The 15,870-nt window shown below is 71.2% G+C and carries 13 protein-coding genes; 4 read left to right on the top strand and 9 right to left on the bottom strand.

Annotation, left to right across the window (positions count from 1 at the left end; all coding sequences use genetic code 11):
- The first annotated feature begins 145 nt into the window (after positions 1–145).
- A complete protein-coding gene (locus ABKW28_RS09225) occupies positions 146–991 on the top strand; it encodes an SCP2 sterol-binding domain-containing protein (protein WP_348608558.1) in 846 nt (281 codons plus the stop codon).
- A 58-nt stretch (positions 992–1,049) separates the two neighbouring features.
- On the opposite strand, the gene ABKW28_RS09220 is transcribed toward ABKW28_RS09225, so the two are convergent.
- From ABKW28_RS09220 to ABKW28_RS09210, 3 genes are read right to left on the bottom strand one after another with little or no spacing between them, the layout of a single operon-like run.
- Positions 1,050–2,312, bottom strand: a complete 1,263-nt coding sequence (locus ABKW28_RS09220; RefSeq protein WP_307823137.1) for a phospholipase D-like domain-containing protein — start codon at positions 2,310–2,312, stop codon at positions 1,050–1,052.
- A gap of 43 nt (positions 2,313–2,355) precedes the next feature.
- Positions 2,356–2,964: a hypothetical protein gene (locus ABKW28_RS09215; protein WP_348608555.1), complete on the bottom strand. Its 609-nt coding sequence runs from the start codon at positions 2,962–2,964 to the stop codon at positions 2,356–2,358.
- Positions 2,961–4,730 (bottom strand): hypothetical protein, encoded by a 1,770-nt coding sequence (locus ABKW28_RS09210; RefSeq protein ID WP_348608552.1) that lies wholly within the window; start codon positions 4,728–4,730, stop codon positions 2,961–2,963. The genes ABKW28_RS09215 and ABKW28_RS09210 overlap by 4 nt, the downstream gene beginning before the upstream one ends.
- A gap of 142 nt (positions 4,731–4,872) precedes the next feature.
- Here ABKW28_RS09210 and uvrB point away from each other — a divergent pair, with 142 nt between their 5' ends.
- Positions 4,873–7,011, top strand: coding sequence for an excinuclease ABC subunit UvrB (gene uvrB / locus ABKW28_RS09205; protein ID WP_193670607.1), 2,139 nt, complete (start codon positions 4,873–4,875; stop codon positions 7,009–7,011).
- Between the two features lie 19 nt (positions 7,012–7,030).
- Here uvrB and ABKW28_RS09200 read toward each other — a convergent pair whose 3' ends face one another.
- A complete protein-coding gene (locus ABKW28_RS09200; protein ID WP_193670608.1) occupies positions 7,031–7,732 on the bottom strand; it encodes a two pore domain potassium channel family protein in 702 nt (233 codons plus the stop codon).
- A 56-nt stretch (positions 7,733–7,788) separates the two neighbouring features.
- On the opposite strand from ABKW28_RS09200, the gene ABKW28_RS09195 reads away from it, so the two are divergent.
- Both ABKW28_RS09195 and ABKW28_RS09190 read left to right on the top strand, forming a co-directional pair.
- On the top strand, positions 7,789–9,078 hold the full coding sequence (locus ABKW28_RS09195) for an MFS transporter (protein ID WP_307823138.1): 1,290 nt from the start codon (positions 7,789–7,791) through the stop codon (positions 9,076–9,078).
- Positions 9,075–9,380: a hypothetical protein gene (locus ABKW28_RS09190; RefSeq protein ID WP_348608549.1), complete on the top strand. Its 306-nt coding sequence runs from the start codon at positions 9,075–9,077 to the stop codon at positions 9,378–9,380. Before ABKW28_RS09195 ends, ABKW28_RS09190 begins: the two co-directional genes overlap by 4 nt.
- On the opposite strand, the gene opgC is transcribed toward ABKW28_RS09190, so the two are convergent.
- From opgC to ABKW28_RS09165, 5 genes are read right to left on the bottom strand one after another with little or no spacing between them, the layout of a single operon-like run.
- Positions 9,358–11,835: an OpgC domain-containing protein gene (gene opgC, locus ABKW28_RS09185; protein ID WP_348608546.1), complete on the bottom strand. Its 2,478-nt coding sequence runs from the start codon at positions 11,833–11,835 to the stop codon at positions 9,358–9,360. The two genes, ABKW28_RS09190 and opgC, sit on opposite strands and share 23 nt — an antisense overlap.
- 17 nt (positions 11,836–11,852) lie before the next feature.
- Complete coding sequence (locus ABKW28_RS09180) at positions 11,853–12,332, bottom strand: ATP-binding protein (RefSeq protein ID WP_193670611.1); 480 nt, start codon at positions 12,330–12,332, stop codon at positions 11,853–11,855.
- Complete coding sequence (locus ABKW28_RS09175) at positions 12,325–12,660, bottom strand: STAS domain-containing protein (protein ID WP_193670612.1); 336 nt, start codon at positions 12,658–12,660, stop codon at positions 12,325–12,327. The genes ABKW28_RS09180 and ABKW28_RS09175 overlap by 8 nt, the downstream gene beginning before the upstream one ends.
- Positions 12,657–14,624 (bottom strand): glycosyltransferase family 2 protein, encoded by a 1,968-nt coding sequence (locus ABKW28_RS09170; protein ID WP_348608543.1) that lies wholly within the window; start codon positions 14,622–14,624, stop codon positions 12,657–12,659. The genes ABKW28_RS09175 and ABKW28_RS09170 overlap by 4 nt, the downstream gene beginning before the upstream one ends.
- Positions 14,621–15,817: a SpoIIE family protein phosphatase gene (locus ABKW28_RS09165; protein ID WP_204797331.1), complete on the bottom strand. Its 1,197-nt coding sequence runs from the start codon at positions 15,815–15,817 to the stop codon at positions 14,621–14,623. Before ABKW28_RS09165 ends, ABKW28_RS09170 begins: the two co-directional genes overlap by 4 nt.
- Between the last annotated feature and the right edge of the window lie 53 nt (positions 15,818–15,870).

Raw genomic sequence — 15,870 nt, 5'->3', positions numbered from 1 at the left:
CCTAGACAGAGAACGGCGTGCGCCACATCAGGCCACGCTCAGCGACCCACGGAAGGGTCACAAGAGCCCCATATCTCCCGCTGACCCGGCGCAAATGTCGCGCTGACCCGGCCCGAACCGGCCGTAGCGTGGTTACTGTGACGCTGTGACGCAGACAACATCGACGGTGCTGCTCGACCCCGCGGAGGCTGTCGCGCTCCTGCAGCGCCTGCCCGAGCACGCGCTGCCCGAGAGGCTCGCCGCCCTGCGCGGCAGCGTGCGCTTCGACCTCACCCACGACGGTCACGTCGTGACCAGCAGCGTCGTGGTCCTCACCGACGGCGTGGTCGAGGTGGTCCCCCCAACGGACGCGCCGGTCGACGTGGTGCTCACGATGCCCGCGAGCCACCTGCCCGACCTGGTCGGTGGCGTCGCCAACGCCGGTCTCGACCTGCTGGCGGGGCGGCTGGTGGTCGAGGGGGACGCCGACCTCGCGCTGGCGCTGGGCGGCGTGTTCGTCGTGCCAGGCACGGAGGCCGACCCCGTCGCCGTCGACCCGCGCGCGCTCGACCCGGTGACCGTCGCCCGCACGCTCGTCGGGGTCCCCACCGCCCACCTGCGCTCGGTGATGGCGGGCGGCTTCCGCCACGTCGTCCTCGAGGAGGTGTTCAGCCGACTGCCGACCTTCCTCGATGCCCGCAGAGCCGGGCGCTGCGACCTGACGATCGGCTTCCGGCTCACCGGTCGCGGCGACGGGGAGACCGAGAGGTACGTCGTGCGCGTCGCCGCCGGAGTCTGCCGCACGGCCGGTCCCGGCCTGGTCGACACCGAGGTGCCCGAGCGCCGCGACGCGACCATCACGTGCGCGGGCCACGACTTCCTGCGCCTGGCGACCGGCCACCTCGCGCCGGTCGCGGGGGTGCTCAAGGGCCAGCTCAAGGTGAAGGGTGACAAGGCCAAGGCGCTGCAGCTGCTCTCGGTGCTCGACATCCCCTCCGCGGACCAGCCCTGAAGGTCTGGGCCGACTCGGCGCGAAGTATGGGCCGGGTCAGGGGGAGATATGGGACGGGTCAGAGCAGGGGGCGCAGGGGAGCGAGCACGAACTCGGTGAACTTGCGGTGCAGGTCGCGCGCCTCCCACTCGCCGATCGTCAGCTCGAGGCAGTTCGACTCGTCGACGGTGAAGATCTCCTCCATCACCTCGGCGAGCCCGCGGTCGATGGCCTCGACGTTGATCTCGTAGTTGCCGCTGAGGCTCAGCCGGTCGATGTTGGCGGTGCCGACGGTGGTCCAGGTGCCGTCGACGGTCGCGGTCTTCGCGTGCACCATCGCGTCGCGGTAGCGGAAGATCCGCACCCCCGCCTCGAGCAGGTGCGAGAAGTAGCCGCGCGAGATCCAGTCGGCCACGATGTGGTTCGACTTCAGCGGCACCAGCAGGCGCACGTCGACGCCGCGGCGCGCGGCGTCCTTGAGGGCGTCGACGAAGTCGGGGTCGGGCAGGAAGTAGGCGGTGGTCAGCCAGATGTTGCGGCTGGCCCGGTTGATCGCCTCGAGGTACATCGAGCGGATGGGGAACATCCACAGCCGCGGCACGTTGCGCTGGAACCGGATCCGCGACTCCCACACCGAGGACGTCTCGAGCAGCAGCGGGCGCGCGCTGTGGCCCAGCCGCCGGCGCCGGTTGAGGTTCCAGAAGTCCGCGAAGGCGCGCTGCAGGTCCCACACGCCCGGCCCGGTGACCCGCACGTGGGTGTCGCGCCACTCGGTCTCGTAGGCGTCACCGATGTTGAAGCCGCCCACGAAGCCGACCTCACCGTCGACGACCAGGATCTTGCGGTGGTCGCGGCCGTAGCGGCGCAGGTCGAAGAAGCGCAGGCCGGCGGCGTACACGGGGTAGCGCAGCACCTTCATCGAGCGCGGGAAGTGCTTGAAGACGGGGGAGACGACGAGGTTGGCGAAGCCGTCGTAGATGCAGTAGACGTCGACCCCCCGCGCCGCGGCGTCGGCCAGGGCCTTCTTGAAGCGCTCGCCGGTCGCGTCGCCCTTCCAGATGTAGGTCTCGAAGAAGACCTGGCGCTGCGCCCCCTCGATCGCCTCGAGCATGTCGGCGTAGAGGTCGCTGCCGTAGGTGTAGGTGGTCATCGTCCCCCCGCCCACCTCCACCGTGCGCGGCGGCGTGGTGGGGAAGGGCTTGGGCTTCTTGCCCCGCCGGCGGTAGGAGTCGACCAGCGACATCCCGATCGCGACGGCGAGCTGCACGCCCACGATCGTCAGCAGCGTGCGCCGCACGACCCGCAGCACCCGTCCGGCCATGGGTTCGCTGCGGTGGGTCACGCGGACACGGTAGTACCAGGCCGGAGGTGGCGGTGCAGGCCCGTCAGCGTCGTACGTCGTCGCCGCGGACCAGGGTGCGCTCGGGGCAGTCGAGGATGACCTGGCTGTGCACGACCAGCGGCACCTCGAGGTCGACCAGCACGGAGGTCTCGCGGCCCAGCACGGTGCCGCTGACCCGCACCTGGTCGAAGGAGTTGTTGGCCCGCTCGTGGTAGTAGCGGCAGTTGGCGTACTCGAAGACCAGCCCCACCTCGCCGTCCCCGTACGGCGTGAGCGCCACCGGCTCGATGGGCCCGCCCACCGGCTCCAGCAGGGGGTAGTCGGGCTCGACCAGCTCGACGTCGGTGACGCGCCAGGGCACGGCCGAGGCGTTGCGCAGCGGCACCGTGAGCTCGACGCGCTCGCCGTAGCGGTAGTGCAGGGCGTAGGTCCCCGCATCGCCGTACCCCTCGACGTGGAGGCCGGCGTCGGGCGCGAGCGCCACCTCCGGGGAGTGCACGGTGACCAGGTGCGGGGCGAGCGCCCAGCCGACCGCGAGGGCTGCGGTCAGGCCGAGGGCCGCCGCCACGAGCCGCCCGCGGCCGCGGCCGGGGAGGCCGGGCTCGAGGGGTGCCGCGCCCGCGTGGGGCCGTGGTGCGGTCTGCAGGCTCACTGGTCGGCCCGGGCGCGCTGGCGTCGGGCGCCGGCGGCGCGGATGCCCAGGGTGCCCACCAGCGTGATCGCCAGCAGGGCCGCGGGGGCGACGGGTCCGTCACCGGGCCGCTCGGCCCCGGCGCCCTGCGCCCGGGAGCCGGTGCCGGGCTTCTCCGGGGTGTCGAGCCAGTCGCAGCCGGCCGGGTCGGGCTCGGACCGGCGGTCGTAGGTCGCGCAGGGGATCAGCTGGGTCGTCTTGACCAGGTTGCCGATGGGCCACTGCGAGGGGTTGCCGCAGTCGGGCAGGTCGATCGCGTAGTTGTGGGTGACCTCCGCGCCGGGGGCGGTCAGGTTGTCCTGCCAGCAGTTGCCCTGGCCGGCCTCGTCCCAGTAGAAGTCGATGCCGTTGGGCAGGACCTCGCCCTTCGGCGAGTAGCCGAGCTCGTTCTTGGTGAAGGCGTTGTGGTTGGAGTTGTCCTGCTGGTGCAGCGGGTCGTAGTCGCCGCGCAGCAGCGCCGGTGGCACCCAGAAGAGCATGAACCCCTGCCGCCAGTTGTCCCAGACCTGGTTGGAGTCGATGAAGTTGTGGTTGCCGATGATCATGCCGCCGGTGCCGACGGGGAAGCCGAAGGCGGGGCAGACCACGCCACGCTGGTGGCCCACCAGCTCGGCCGTCGTCTCCTGGCAGGGGGCGTCGTCGCCCTGCACGTACTTCTCGTAGTAGTTGGTGTTGTTGCTGTAGATCAGGTTGTCCTCGAACCACCCGTGGTCCTGCGGCATGCCGGGGTGGCCGGCGAGGATCGACTCGACGATGAAGCCGAGCCCGTTGTGGTGGATGCGGTTGTCGTGCACGTAGACCGAGTTCCCGGCCGTCCCGGACATGCCGAGCGCGTTGTGGTGCATGTTGCAGCCGGTGACCTCGGCCGCCCAGCGGGTCAGGGGGCCCGTGGTGCTGCTGGTGGCGTTCACGTCGGCGGCCGAGCCCGGGTAGACGCCCGAGTCGCCGTTGCGGTGGGCGTTGCAGTTCGAGATCACGCCGTGGTCGGAGGTGAAGGTCAGCACGCCGTAGAGGTCGTTGTGCGAGGCCTCAAAGCGGTCGAGCACGTAGCCGTCGGTCTCGTGGACGTAGAAGGCGTTCTCGCGGAAGAGCATGGCGCGCATGTTGGCCAGGTAGAAGCCGTCGGCCCGGTCGGCCTTGATGCCGTTGTGCTTGACCCAGTCGCCGTCCTCGCGGAAGCCGCCCTTGAGCGTGACGTCGCGCGGGCCCGCGCCGGTGCCGACCACCTGCAGGTCGCACAGCTGGTTGTCGCACTTGATGTCGGGGTCGTCCGGGTCGTCGCCGGCGATGGTGACCAGGTTGACCACCTCGCCGCAGGAGACGATCTGGTCGTACTCGACGACGCCGCCCTCGTAGTCGTCCATGCAGGGCACGTCCCAGCTGGGCTGCTCGCGGTAGACACCCGGCAGCACGTAGATGTTGGTGCGCTGCCTCTCGACCGCGTCCACGGCCGCCTGCATGTGCCGGTGCTCGCACTGGCGCAGCAGCCGCATGTTGAAGGCGCGCAGCCTCCTGCCCGGCAGCTTCCTGATCCGCTTCCGCGAGTCCGCCTTGCAGACCACGATCACGTCGGCGGCCTGCCGGAGGGACCGCTTCTTCGGGACCGTGCCGTCCCCGGCCGGGAACTGCGACTCGCGTTCCTCGTGCGCGGCCACGGGGGACGACGCCGTCAGGGAGAGCGTGAAGGAGATGAGGGCCAGGCAGAGCAGCCGGACGACGATGCGCACGAGGGACTCCTCGGGGGGAGGTGGAGGGAGCGTGCGCTGAATATATGAGCGTCGTTCACGTTATGGAAGAGAAGCAGCCTCACCGGTCCGCACCGGGCGCCGGGACCGTGCGGGTGTCGGTGGGCATGTCTAGGCTCGGAGCATGCGTCCTGTCACCGACCTCGAGCGCCGTGTCGCCCCCTTCAAGGTGGTCTCCGACTACCAGCCCGGCGGCGACCAGCCCGCCGCGATCGCCGAGATCTCCAAGCGCATCAACGGCGGCGAGCAGGACGTGGTGCTCCTGGGGGCCACCGGCACCGGCAAGACCGCCACCGTGGCCTGGGTCGCCGAGCAGGTGCAGCGCCCGCTGCTGGTGCTCCAGCCCAACAAGACGCTGGCCGCGCAGTTCGCCAACGAGCTGCGCCAGCTCTTCCCCGACAACGCGGTGGAGTACTTCGTCTCCTACTACGACTACTACCAGCCCGAGGCCTACGTCCCCCAGACCGACACCTACATCGAGAAGGACTCCTCGATCAACGAGGAGGTCGAGCGGCTGCGGCACTCGGCGACCAACTCGCTGCTGACCCGTCGCGACGTGATCGTGGTCAGCACGGTCTCGTGCATCTACGGCCTGGGCACCCCGCAGGAGTACGTCGACCGGATGCTGCGGCTGCGGGTGGGCGAGGAACGCGACCGCGACTCGATCCTGCGCCAGCTGGTGGAGATCCAGTACACGCGCAACGACATGTCCTTCACCCGGGGCACCTTCCGGGTGCGCGGCGACACCCTCGAGATCTTCCCGGTCTACGAGGAGCACGCGGTGCGCATCGAGTTCTTCGGCGACGAGATCGAGCGGCTGATGACCCTGCACGCCGTCACCGGCGAGGTGATCACCGAGGACAACGAGCTCTACGTCTTCCCCGCCACCCACTACGTCGCCGGCCCGGAGCGGATGGAGCGCGCGATCCGCGGGATCGAGGCCGAGCTCGAGGAGCAGCTGGCGAGCTTCGAGAAGCAGGGCAAGCTGCTCGAGGCCCAGCGCCTGCGGATGCGCACGACGTACGACATCGAGATGATGCGCCAGGTCGGCTCCTGCTCGGGCATCGAGAACTACTCGATGCACATGGACGGGCGGGCGCGCGGCTCGGCGCCCAACTGCCTGCTCGACTACTTCCCCGAGGACTACATGCTCGTCGTCGACGAGTCGCACGTCGCGGTCCCGCAGATCGGGGGCATGTACGAGGGCGACATGTCGCGCAAGCGCAACCTGGTCGACCACGGGTTCCGCCTGCCCAGCGCCATGGACAACCGCCCCCTGAAGTGGGAGGAGTTCCTCGAGCGGATCGGTCAGACGATCTACCTCTCGGCCACCCCTGGTGACTACGAGCTCGACAAGGTCGGCGGCTCGACCCCGCCGCACGTCGTCGAGCAGATCATCCGCCCCACCGGCCTGATCGACCCCGAGGTCGTGGTCAAGCCGACGAAGGGCCAGATCGACGACCTGATCCACGAGATCCGCGAGCGCGCCGAGAAGGACGAGCGGGTCCTGGTCACCACGCTGACCAAGAAGATGTCGGAGGACCTGACCGACTACCTGCTCGACGCGGGCATCCGCACCCGCTACCTGCACAGCGAGGTCGACACGCTCAAGCGCATCGAGCTGCTGCGCGACCTGCGCCTGGGCCAGTACGACGTGCTGGTCGGCATCAACCTGCTGCGCGAGGGGCTCGACCTGCCGGAGGTCTCGCTGGTCTCGATCCTCGACGCCGACAAGGAGGGGTTCCTGCGCTCGGACAAGTCGCTGATCCAGACGATCGGGCGCGCGGCGCGCAACGTCTCGGGCCAGGTGCACATGTACGCCGACAAGATCACGCCCTCGATGGAGGCCGCGATCGAGGAGACCAACCGGCGTCGCGAGAAGCAGGTGGCCTACAACACCGCCCACGGCGTCGACCCGATGCCGCTGCGCAAGAAGATCGCCGACATCACCGAGATGCTCGCCCGCGAGGACGAGAACACCCAGGCGCTGCTCGAGACCTGGGCCGGCACCGCGGCCAAGGGCCGTGCCGGCGGGGTCAAGGCCAAGCAGCCGGTCCCGGCGCTGGCGGGCAAGGACGCCGGCAAGCACGCCAAGGAGCTGGCCGGCATGCCCAGCGCCGACCTCGCCCAGCTCATCCAGGACCTCACCGACCAGATGCGCGAGGCGGCCGCCGAGCTGCAGTTCGAGCTCGCCGCGCGGCTGCGTGACGAGGTGGAGGAGCTGAAGAAGGAGCTGCGCCAGATGATGGAGGCCACCAAGTAGCCGGCCGCTCGAGCCACGCTCAGTCCTTGTCCACGGCCTTCATCGCCTGGCGGCTGACCGTGAGTCCGACCAGGCGCGAGATCACCAGGGCGACGTAGAGCACGCCCACCACCATCTCGACGGCCACGAAGGAGCGCGCGTGCGAGCCCATCGGCACCACGTCCGAGAGGCCGACGCTCGTGAGCACCGAGAACGACAGGTAGAGCAGCTCGAACCAGGTCTGGCCGTCGGTCGCGGAGCCCCCCGAGAAGGAGTCCGGGGAGAGGACGGCCACCGCGGCGTAGACGTAGGCGAAGCCCCACGCGACCACGGTGAAGGCGGCGCCGGTGGCGTACAGCTCGTCCTTGGTGACCTTGTCGTCGTGGAAGAGGTAGCGGATCATCGAGTACGAGACGTAGAAGTAGAACGGCGCGTGCAGCAGCGCCGAGACCAGCACGATCCAGTCGACGTCCGCCGTGAGCGCCTCCAGCACCGTGAAGCCGGCGGCGGGCACCCCCACGAGCAGGGCCACCCAGTTCAGGGCCGGCGTGCGGCGCACGGCGGCCAGGGCCGCGCCCACCACGGCGATCTGCGCGACCCCGAGCAGGGCCCGGCCGACGGTGCTGCCGTCGAGGAAGGGGTAGGCGATGACGGCCAGGACCTGGGTGGCCAGCAGGACCGCCGACGGCTGGGGTCCCAGGACCCCGTCGGCTCGGGGATCACGCGAGAACCGGCTCCTCATGAGGGCCACCCTAGGGGTGGAGACCCCGTGCTCCGGGAGGGGCGGAGAATGACACCGTGACGAGGACACCCGAGCGAGCGCCGTCGGCGGCGGTGCTGATCTGGGCGGTCGCGCTGTCCCTCTACCTGCTGGCGGTCTTCCACCGCTCGTCGCTGGCCGTGGCCGGGCTGGTGGCCACCGAGCGCTTCGACATCTCCGCCTCCCAGCTGGCGAGCTTCACGATGCTGCAGCTGCTGGTCTACGCCGCCATGCAGGTGCCGGTCGGGCTGCTCGTCGACCGGTACGGCCCCCGCAGCGTGCTCCTCAGCGGTGCGGTCCTGCTCGCTGCGGCGCAGACGGCCTTCGCGTTCGCCGAGAGCTACCCGGTGGCGCTGGTGGCGCGCTTCTTCGTAGGCATGGGCGACGCGATGACCTTCATCTGCGTGCTGCGGCTGCTGGCCACCTGGTTCCCGGTGCGGCGGGTGCCGCTGTTCACCCAGCTGACGGGCACCATCGGCCAGACCGGCGCGATCGCGGCCGCGGTGCCGATGACCTGGGCGCTGGGCCAGTGGGGGTGGACCACGGCCTACCTCGTCACCGCCGTCGTCGGAGCCGTGCTGACGCTGGTGGCCCTGGTCGTGGTCGCCGACGCGCCGGGACGCCGGCACACGCGCGGTGAGCTCATGTCGCCCGCGCTCGTGGTGGCGAGCCTGCGGGCCTCCTGGTCGCACCCCGGCACCCGGCTCGGATTCTGGATGCACTTCTCCACCCAGTTCAGCGCGACGACGCTCTCGCTGCTGTGGGGCTACCCCTTCTTCGTGCGCGGCGAGGGTCGCAGCCCTGGTGAGGCCGGGTTCCTGCTGACCCTGATCGTGGTGGCCGTGATCGTCAGCGGGCCGGTGCTGGGGTGGCTGATCGGCCTGCACCCGTGGCACCGCTCCTCGATGGTGCTCGCGGTGGTGATCAGCATCGTGGTCAGCTGGAGCGTCGTGCTGGCCTGGCCCGGCAACGCCCCGTTCGGGGTGCTCGTCGTGCTGGCCCTGGTGTGCGGTGTCGGCGGCCCGGCCTCGATGATCGGCTTCGACGTCGGGCGCACCGCCAACCCGCCGGAGCGGATGGCCAGCTCGACGGGCATCATCAACGTCGGCGGCTTCTCGGCCAGCCTGGTGCTGGTCGTGGCGATCGGCCTGGTGCTCGACTGGCGCACGCCGGGCGGCGGGTCCGACTACACGCCGGAGGCGTTCCGGTGGGCGATGAGCACCCAGTACGTGCTCTGGACCCTCGGTCTGGTCCAGGTCTACCGCTACCGGCTGCGCGCCCGGCGCACCTTCGACCGCGCCGCACTCGAAGCGGGCAGCGGGTCATGAGCGGACGCAGTGACGTCGAGCACACCCCCGACGGCCGCTACATCGTGGTCGACGGTCGCCGGTGGCGTGCCACCGACCCCGACATCCCGCCCGAGCGCCGCGACGAGCTGCAGCGCAACCTGATGGCGTGGCGCCGCGACGTGCGCCGCACCCGGGGCACCGACGAGGAGCAGACCTCGCGCGCCGGCGTGCAGGCGGCGAAGGAGGCGCTGGGGGAGCGCGGCACCCCGTGGTGGGATCTGGGCGACGAGGAGCGGCGGCGACGCTGGGAGGCGCCCCTCAGCGAGCCACCGTCCTCCTGACCAGTCCCGGCGCCAGCACCACCAGCAGCACGAGGGCGACGGTGGGCAGCACCACGGTCGCCCACCAGGCACCGGGCGCGGTGGTCCCCGTGCCGGTCGCGACGGTGTCGACCACGACGAGCAGCAGCACGTGCAGGACCAGCACAAGCAGCCCGGCGCGGCCCACGGGCACCAGCACCCGGGCGACGCCGCGGCGCACCGGGGTCCAGGCCGCGCTGAGGACCGCGACGGCCACCAGCCCCACCAGCAGGACGGACAGGAGGCGTCCGGCACCCAGGGCGTCGCCACCCCACAGGTGGAGGAGCAGCGCAGGTCCCCCGGGGGCCGTCCAGGCAACGGTCAGCGCCGTGGCCAGGGCGACGACCGAGGCCAGGAACCCGGCCCGGCCTGCCGGGGACGCCCATGCCCGGGCCAGGACGGTCCGGTGGTGGCCCAGCACCAGTCCGTGGACGAAGACCACCTGCCACACCAGTGGTGGGTAGGCGGACTCGTACTGCCCCACGGTCCAGTCAGGAGCGGTGACGGTGCCCCACGTGAAGAGGCCCCACGACAGCAGCAGTGCCAGCCACCACAGGCCACGTCCCAGCAGCCACAGGACCGCCGGCGCGGCCAGGGACAGCACCACGAGCAGTCCCAGCATGGCCAGCGGCCAGGGACCGGTGCCCAGGAGGAACAGGTCACGCACGGCGGGCCACGGCGGCGGGTACTCCAGCAGCGATGCGGCCCCGGTGTAGAGATCGACGCCGGCGCCGGTCGCCGCCCAGGTGGTGACCCCGGAGGTCCTGGCGCCCGGCAGGTAGGAGACGCCCAGGACGACGAGCGTCGTCGCGACCGCGGTGAACCACAACGCGGCTCCTCGGCGCCACCACCGGCCCGCGGCGGACAGGGCGCCCACCCGTGCCACGAGCGGCCCGTGCCCCATCGCCAGCACCACGCCCGAGAGCAGCACGAAGGCCTCCGGTCCCGTGGTCACGCCCATCAGTCGTGACACGGGGCCGGACGTGGCGGTGAGCGCCTCGAGGTGCGCGGCCACCAGGACGACCAGCAGGATCCCCCGCAGGACGTCGAGACGCTCGTCGCGACCGGTCGTGTCGGGGGCATCGTGACCCGGCCAGCTCCATCCCGGTCGCAGTCGCGAGACGAGGAGCGCGAGCAGCAGCATGACGGTCAGCGCCCACCAGGCCGCCACCAGGCCGCCGGCGGCCGGGTCGGGGCGCACGGCAGGGGCGATGTCGCCGTCGCGCTCGGCTGCCGCGCCGGGCTGGTCGCCGGTCGGTGCCGAGGTGACGGGGCCCAGCGTCACCTCGCCGGTGAGGTCCTCGGCGAAGGCGGTCGCCAGTCGTGGCAGGCGGGTGGCCCGCCAGTCGACCGTCCGGCCCTGCACCTCGGCCTCGGGTCGGCGCTGCTCGAGCCACGAGATGCCGCGCAGCAGCGGATACTCCTCGTCGGCCGCCAGGACCTGTCGCCACCAGGCGCGCTTGATCCTGAGCTCGGGGTCACCAGCGGCGTCCGGCAGCCAGACCGCACCGGTCTCGACCAGCAGTGGCCGCTCGTACGCTTCGGCGAAGCGCTCGTAGAACGGCTCGCGTCGCCTCGTGCCGTCGTAGCCGAACTGCTCCACCATGCGGGCCCGGAAGGCGCCGGCCCGGGGAGCGACATCGGTCTCGAAGCCGATGCTGCGCTCGTCCTCGCCCGGCGTGCCGCCGGACGACGGGTCGAGGGCGTTGTCCTCGCGTCCGCGGTCGATGCCGAAGTGGAACAGCGTCAGGCCGACCCAGTCGACCGCCTCGGCGCCGGGCCAGTAGGGGCCGTAGGGATCGTCGTCGCCGTCGAGCCGACCGTCAGCGTCGGTGTCGAGAGCGGTGACGTCGCGGGTGCGGTCGGGGTCCACGTCCCCGTACGCCGCCCCGTAGGGGTAGCCGGCGCCGTAGACGGGCGACCAGACGAGCCGTGCTTCGGGGGCCGAGGCGTGCACCACCCCGGCCAGCTCGCGAAAAGCCGACACGTAGGCCCGGGGCTGCTGGCCCCAGGAGTACCAGGTGCCGTTCATCTCGGGGGCGAAACGGAGCAGGAACGTGGTCCCGTGCTCGGCGTGCAGCCGGCTGAGGGTCTCGGCCAGGGCTGCCGCGTCGGCCTGGTCGAGATCACCCAGGGCGACCGACGGCTCGAGACTGAGCAGGGCCACAGCCCCCTGCGGCGCGACCTGCTCGACCATCTGCTCCAGGAAGGTCGTCGACTCGGGGTCGAGCGGGTACGCGACGCGCTGCTCGTAGAGCGAGGGAGCCAGGCCCAGGCGTTCCTGGTAGGCGGCCGCGCTGTCCTCGGCCCAGTCCAGCCCGGGCCCGAAGAGCGGACGCCCGGCCGGTGGCACCGCCGGGCCGGGAGTGGTGTCGGCGCCGGCCGGGGGCCAGGGTCCGACCGCGAGGAGCAGCAGCCAGGCCAGGAGGAGCAGCACCGGCCTCCGCTGCTGTCTCACCGTGCGGCGCCGTGCAGGCACATCAGGTGCCACCTGTTGCGCCCCTCCACCCGTTCGTACTCCAGTGCGTCCAGGGCGGCGGTCGCCATGGCCAGGCCGCGTCCGGACTCGGCCAGGTCGTCGGGCATCGTGGCGGTCTCGAGGTCCAGAGACATCGGCAACCCGTTGTCGCTGAGCGCGGCGATCAGCCGGGTCGCCGTGACGGCCAGGGTGATCGTGAACCGGCGTGAACCGCCTGGCGGGCGGGACAGTCCGGAGTCGGCCTGGTAGGCGTGCTCGACGATGTTGGACAGGATCTCGATGACGGACATCTCGAACCGCATCCGGGCGCTCGCGTCGACGTCCTCGCGCTGGGCGAGCAGGTGCTCGAGCAGCGCGTGCACCAGGTCGAGGATCTCGGGGGTGGCGGCGGCCGAGAGCTCGAGCCGGTCGTCGATCTGGTCCAGGCCCGGCTCGACGGCGGAGCCCTCAGTCATCGAACGCACCGTCGACGTCCTCGCGTGCACGCAGCACCCGATCGAGGTTGGTCAGCTCGAACACCGTGGTCACGGCGGGCGTGGGTCGCGCGATGCGCAGGTCACCACCGGCCTGGCGCGCGGCCTTGAGGCCACCGATGAGGGCGCCGAGGCCGGAGGAGTCCAGGAAGGTCGTCTCCGCCATGTCGACGACGATGCGGACGGTCCCGCCCGCCACCAGCTCGGAGAGCAGCTCCTTGAGGCGGCGTGCGGAGACCATGTTGAGTCGTCCCTGGGGGACGACCACGCCTACTCCGTCGTCGCGCGTGTGGACGGCGAAATCGATCATGATGCTCCTTGGGGTCCGGGGACGGGATCGGGGGAGTAGCCGCGGTAGCGCGCGGCACGGATGATGATGGAGAAGATGGCGAGGTCGAAGACCACCCAGACCATGTTGAAGACGCTGCCGAAGACGTCGGCCTGCCCGACCGCGATCCGCACGACCCCCACGACCATCGCACCGAGCAGCAGGCCCATGGCCCACAGCTGGGGGCGCACGAGGTGCCAGGCGGGGCCGGTGTCGGCCTGCTTGGTCTTCGGCGTCACCGCGAAGTCCAGGTCCCGGTGCAGGAACACGTTGCCGAACGCCGACGTGAACGACTTGATCCAGACCGGGAAGAGCGCCAGGGAGTACTGCTGCCCGCGCCAGGTCGGTCGACCGTTCGCCACGACGAGGAACAGGAGCTGGTTGACGATCAGGAAAGGCACCAGCCGCGCGAAGAAGTCGGTGGAGAGCGCCTTGACCGGAAGCACCCCGATGGTCAGGTAGATGACGGGCGCGGCGATGTAGACCAGGGCCGCGAACCCCGACAGGTAGCTCCACATCGTGGAGAAGTACATGAGCCGCTGGGCCAGGCTCAGCCCCTTCTGGACCAAGGGGTTCTCGCGGAACATCACCTGCACGGTGCCCTGGGCCCAGCGCAGCCGTTGCACCAGCATCGTCTGCAGGTCCTCGGGCGCCAGCCCGTGGGCCAGCACCTCGTCGTGGTAGGCGCTGCGCCACCCCAGGGTGTGCAGGCGCATGCAGGTGGCCATGTCCTCGGTGACCGAGATGGTCGCCAGGGGCATGATCGGCTGCGCCTCGCCGGTGCGGTCGACGTCGAGTGCTCGCACCAGGGCGTCGACGGTCTCGACGGCCCCCAGGGGGGACAGGTCCCGGGCAGCCATCCGCGCCAACGCCGACTCGTCGATGGTGGCCAGGCTCAGGTCGGGATCGTGGGCGATCCCCTCGAGCTCGGCGATGACCGCCAGGTCGGCCTGGAGCGTCTCCAGGTCGGAGGCGACGAGGCGGGTGCGCACCTCCTCGACCCTGCGCTGGAACCGGTAGGTGACGTCGAAGAGCGGCGTGCCCCGCTCGAGCTCACGCCGGGCCCTCCCGATGTCGTGGGCGATCTCGTCGAGGGCTCCCCGGACCTCGTGCTCCTCCGCGCCCAGCTGGCGTGCCGCCCGGCGGACCACCGAACGGGCGGTTCGCAGGGCGCGGCGCACGCCCTCCTCGACCTCACCGACGTAGCGGGAGATCCCCAGCTGCATCAGGGCCTCGCGCCGAATGACGGCGTTGGAGCCGCAGAAGAACGCGGCGTTCCAGCCGTCCTTGCCCTGCTGGATGGGTCCGTAGAACAACGGCGCCTGGCTGCCGAGAGGGTCGCTGGCCGGGACGTTGACGAACCACTGGGGGGTCTGCACCAGTGCCATCCGCTCGTCCGCGAAGTAGCCCAGCGTGTGGTCCAGGATCTCCGGGAGCGGCACCTGGTCGGCGTCGAGGATCAGGAGGAACTCCCCGTCGGTGGCCAGCAGCGCGTTGTTCAGGTTGCCGGCCTTGGCATGGCGCGGCATGCCCGCCCAGTCGGCGGAGCGGGTCAGCCACCCGATGCCCTCGGCTTCCGCGGCCGCACGCATCTCGGGGCGGTTGCCGTCGTCGAGGACCCAGGTGCGGTGCGGGTAGGTGATGTCCTTGGCGGCTCTCGCGGTGCGCATCACCAGGTCGATGGGCTCGTTGTAGGTGGCGATGAAGACGTCGACGGTGAGGCCTGGCGGGGCAGCCGGTGCGTCCCCGCGCTCCTTGAGCCGCCACATGCCCAGCCCGAAGAGCAGCGAGTCGACGAGGCTGTAGGTCTCGGCCAGCACGAGCGGCACCGCGATCCACCACGCAGACCAGCTCACCGAGAACATCCAGCGCCAGGCGACGTAGTTGATGCCGAGCAGGGCGGTCGCCACCACGATGACGCGGATCAGCGCCAGGCGACGCGTCACCGGCCGGAGTCCTGCCCGGCGCCGAAGACGGCGACTGCGGTGATGTCGTCGAGGGGGGTCTGCGAGTGCGCCAGCCGGGTGATGGCGGCCAGGCAACCGGACAGGTCGGCGGCGCCGGCGACCAGCTCACCGATGGGCTCCCACCAGCTCGCCTGGTCGGGAACGAGGTCCAGGAGACCGTCGCTGAAGACCAGCAACCGGTCCGCCGGGCCCAGGTCGCGCTCGTGCTCGGTCCAGTGGTCGTCGGCCAGAACACCCAGGGGACGGTCGCGACCGTCGAGGCGCTCGATGGTGCCGTCGCCGCGGACCAGGAGCGCCAGGCCGGAACCGGCGTCGACGTAGCGCAGCAGGCCCGTGCCGGCGTCGAGCGCCACCTCGAAGAGGGTCAGGAACGACTCGGCGGACTCGAGGTCGGCCAGCAGTCCCTGCGCGACCTGGGTGACGGTCACGCCCAGGTCGACGCCGGCGGCGACCGCGGCGTCGGTGCTGCGCAACGCGGTGCGGGCGCCGGCTCCGATGAGCGCGGCGCCGGTCCCCTTGCCCATGACGTCGCCCAGGCTCAGGTGCAGGACGTCGTCGGTGACGGAGTAGTCGAAGAAGTCGCCCCCGACCGCGAGTGCGGGGTGGCACACGCCTGCGACCTGCCACGCCCCGGTCCGCAGCGGCGCCGAGGGGAGCAGGGAGGCCTGGACGTGTCGCGCCTGCGACATCTCCGTCGACGACACCAGCTCCCGCTCAGCCCAGGCGGCCAGGTCCTCGAAGACCTCGAGGTCGTCGTCGTCCACCTCGCGCGGGCGTGTGTCGAGGACGCAGAACGTCGCTACGGGACTGCCGTGCGGGTCGCGCAGCGTGCGGCCGAGGTAGAACCTGATCCCCTCCTCGTTCACGGCGGGAAGATCCGCGAACCGCGGCAGGAGCGCCGCATCGCGCACCACGAGCGTCTCGTCCTGGCCCATGGCGGCGTCGCAGAAGGTGTCGCGGCGCGGCATCGGATCGCCCGGCATGCCCTGCACGGAGGGGAACCACGCCCGGTCGTGCTCCAGCACGGTCACCCCCGCCATCGGGACCGACAGCGCCAGGCGCGCCAACCGGGTGATCCTGTCGAGCCGGGGATGCCGTCCGCCCGGGGCGAGCCCGAGGCTGTCGACGGCACGCTGGCGCTGCGCCTCGGAGGCGGCGTCGTGGTCTGTCATGTGATCCTGACTCGTCTCGTGCTCAGGTCGAGCCGTGGCTCTGGTCCCCCCCA

This window comes from Nocardioides sp. 31GB23 (genome assembly GCF_040012395.1).
GTDB classification, from domain to species: domain Bacteria; phylum Actinomycetota; class Actinomycetes; order Propionibacteriales; family Nocardioidaceae; genus Nocardioides; species Nocardioides salarius.
This window is presented reverse-complemented; position numbering and strand designations above follow the sequence as displayed.

Excerpts from the sequence above, each read along its gene's own strand:
- uvrB (WP_193670607.1), top strand. The coding sequence starts at position 4,873 with ATGCGTCCTGTCACCGACCTCGAGCGCCGTGTCGCCCCCTTCAAGGTG.
- ABKW28_RS09190 (WP_348608549.1), top strand. The coding sequence starts at position 9,075 with ATGAGCGGACGCAGTGACGTCGAGCACACCCCCGACGGCCGCTACATC.
- ABKW28_RS09180 (WP_193670611.1), bottom strand. The coding sequence starts at position 12,332 with ATGACTGAGGGCTCCGCCGTCGAGCCGGGCCTGGACCAGATCGACGAC.
- ABKW28_RS09175 (WP_193670612.1), bottom strand. The coding sequence starts at position 12,660 with ATGATCGATTTCGCCGTCCACACGCGCGACGACGGAGTAGGCGTGGTC.
- ABKW28_RS09165 (WP_204797331.1), bottom strand. The coding sequence starts at position 15,817 with ATGACAGACCACGACGCCGCCTCCGAGGCGCAGCGCCAGCGTGCCGTC.
- ABKW28_RS09200 (WP_193670608.1), bottom strand. The coding sequence starts at position 7,732 with ATGAGGAGCCGGTTCTCGCGTGATCCCCGAGCCGACGGGGTCCTGGGA.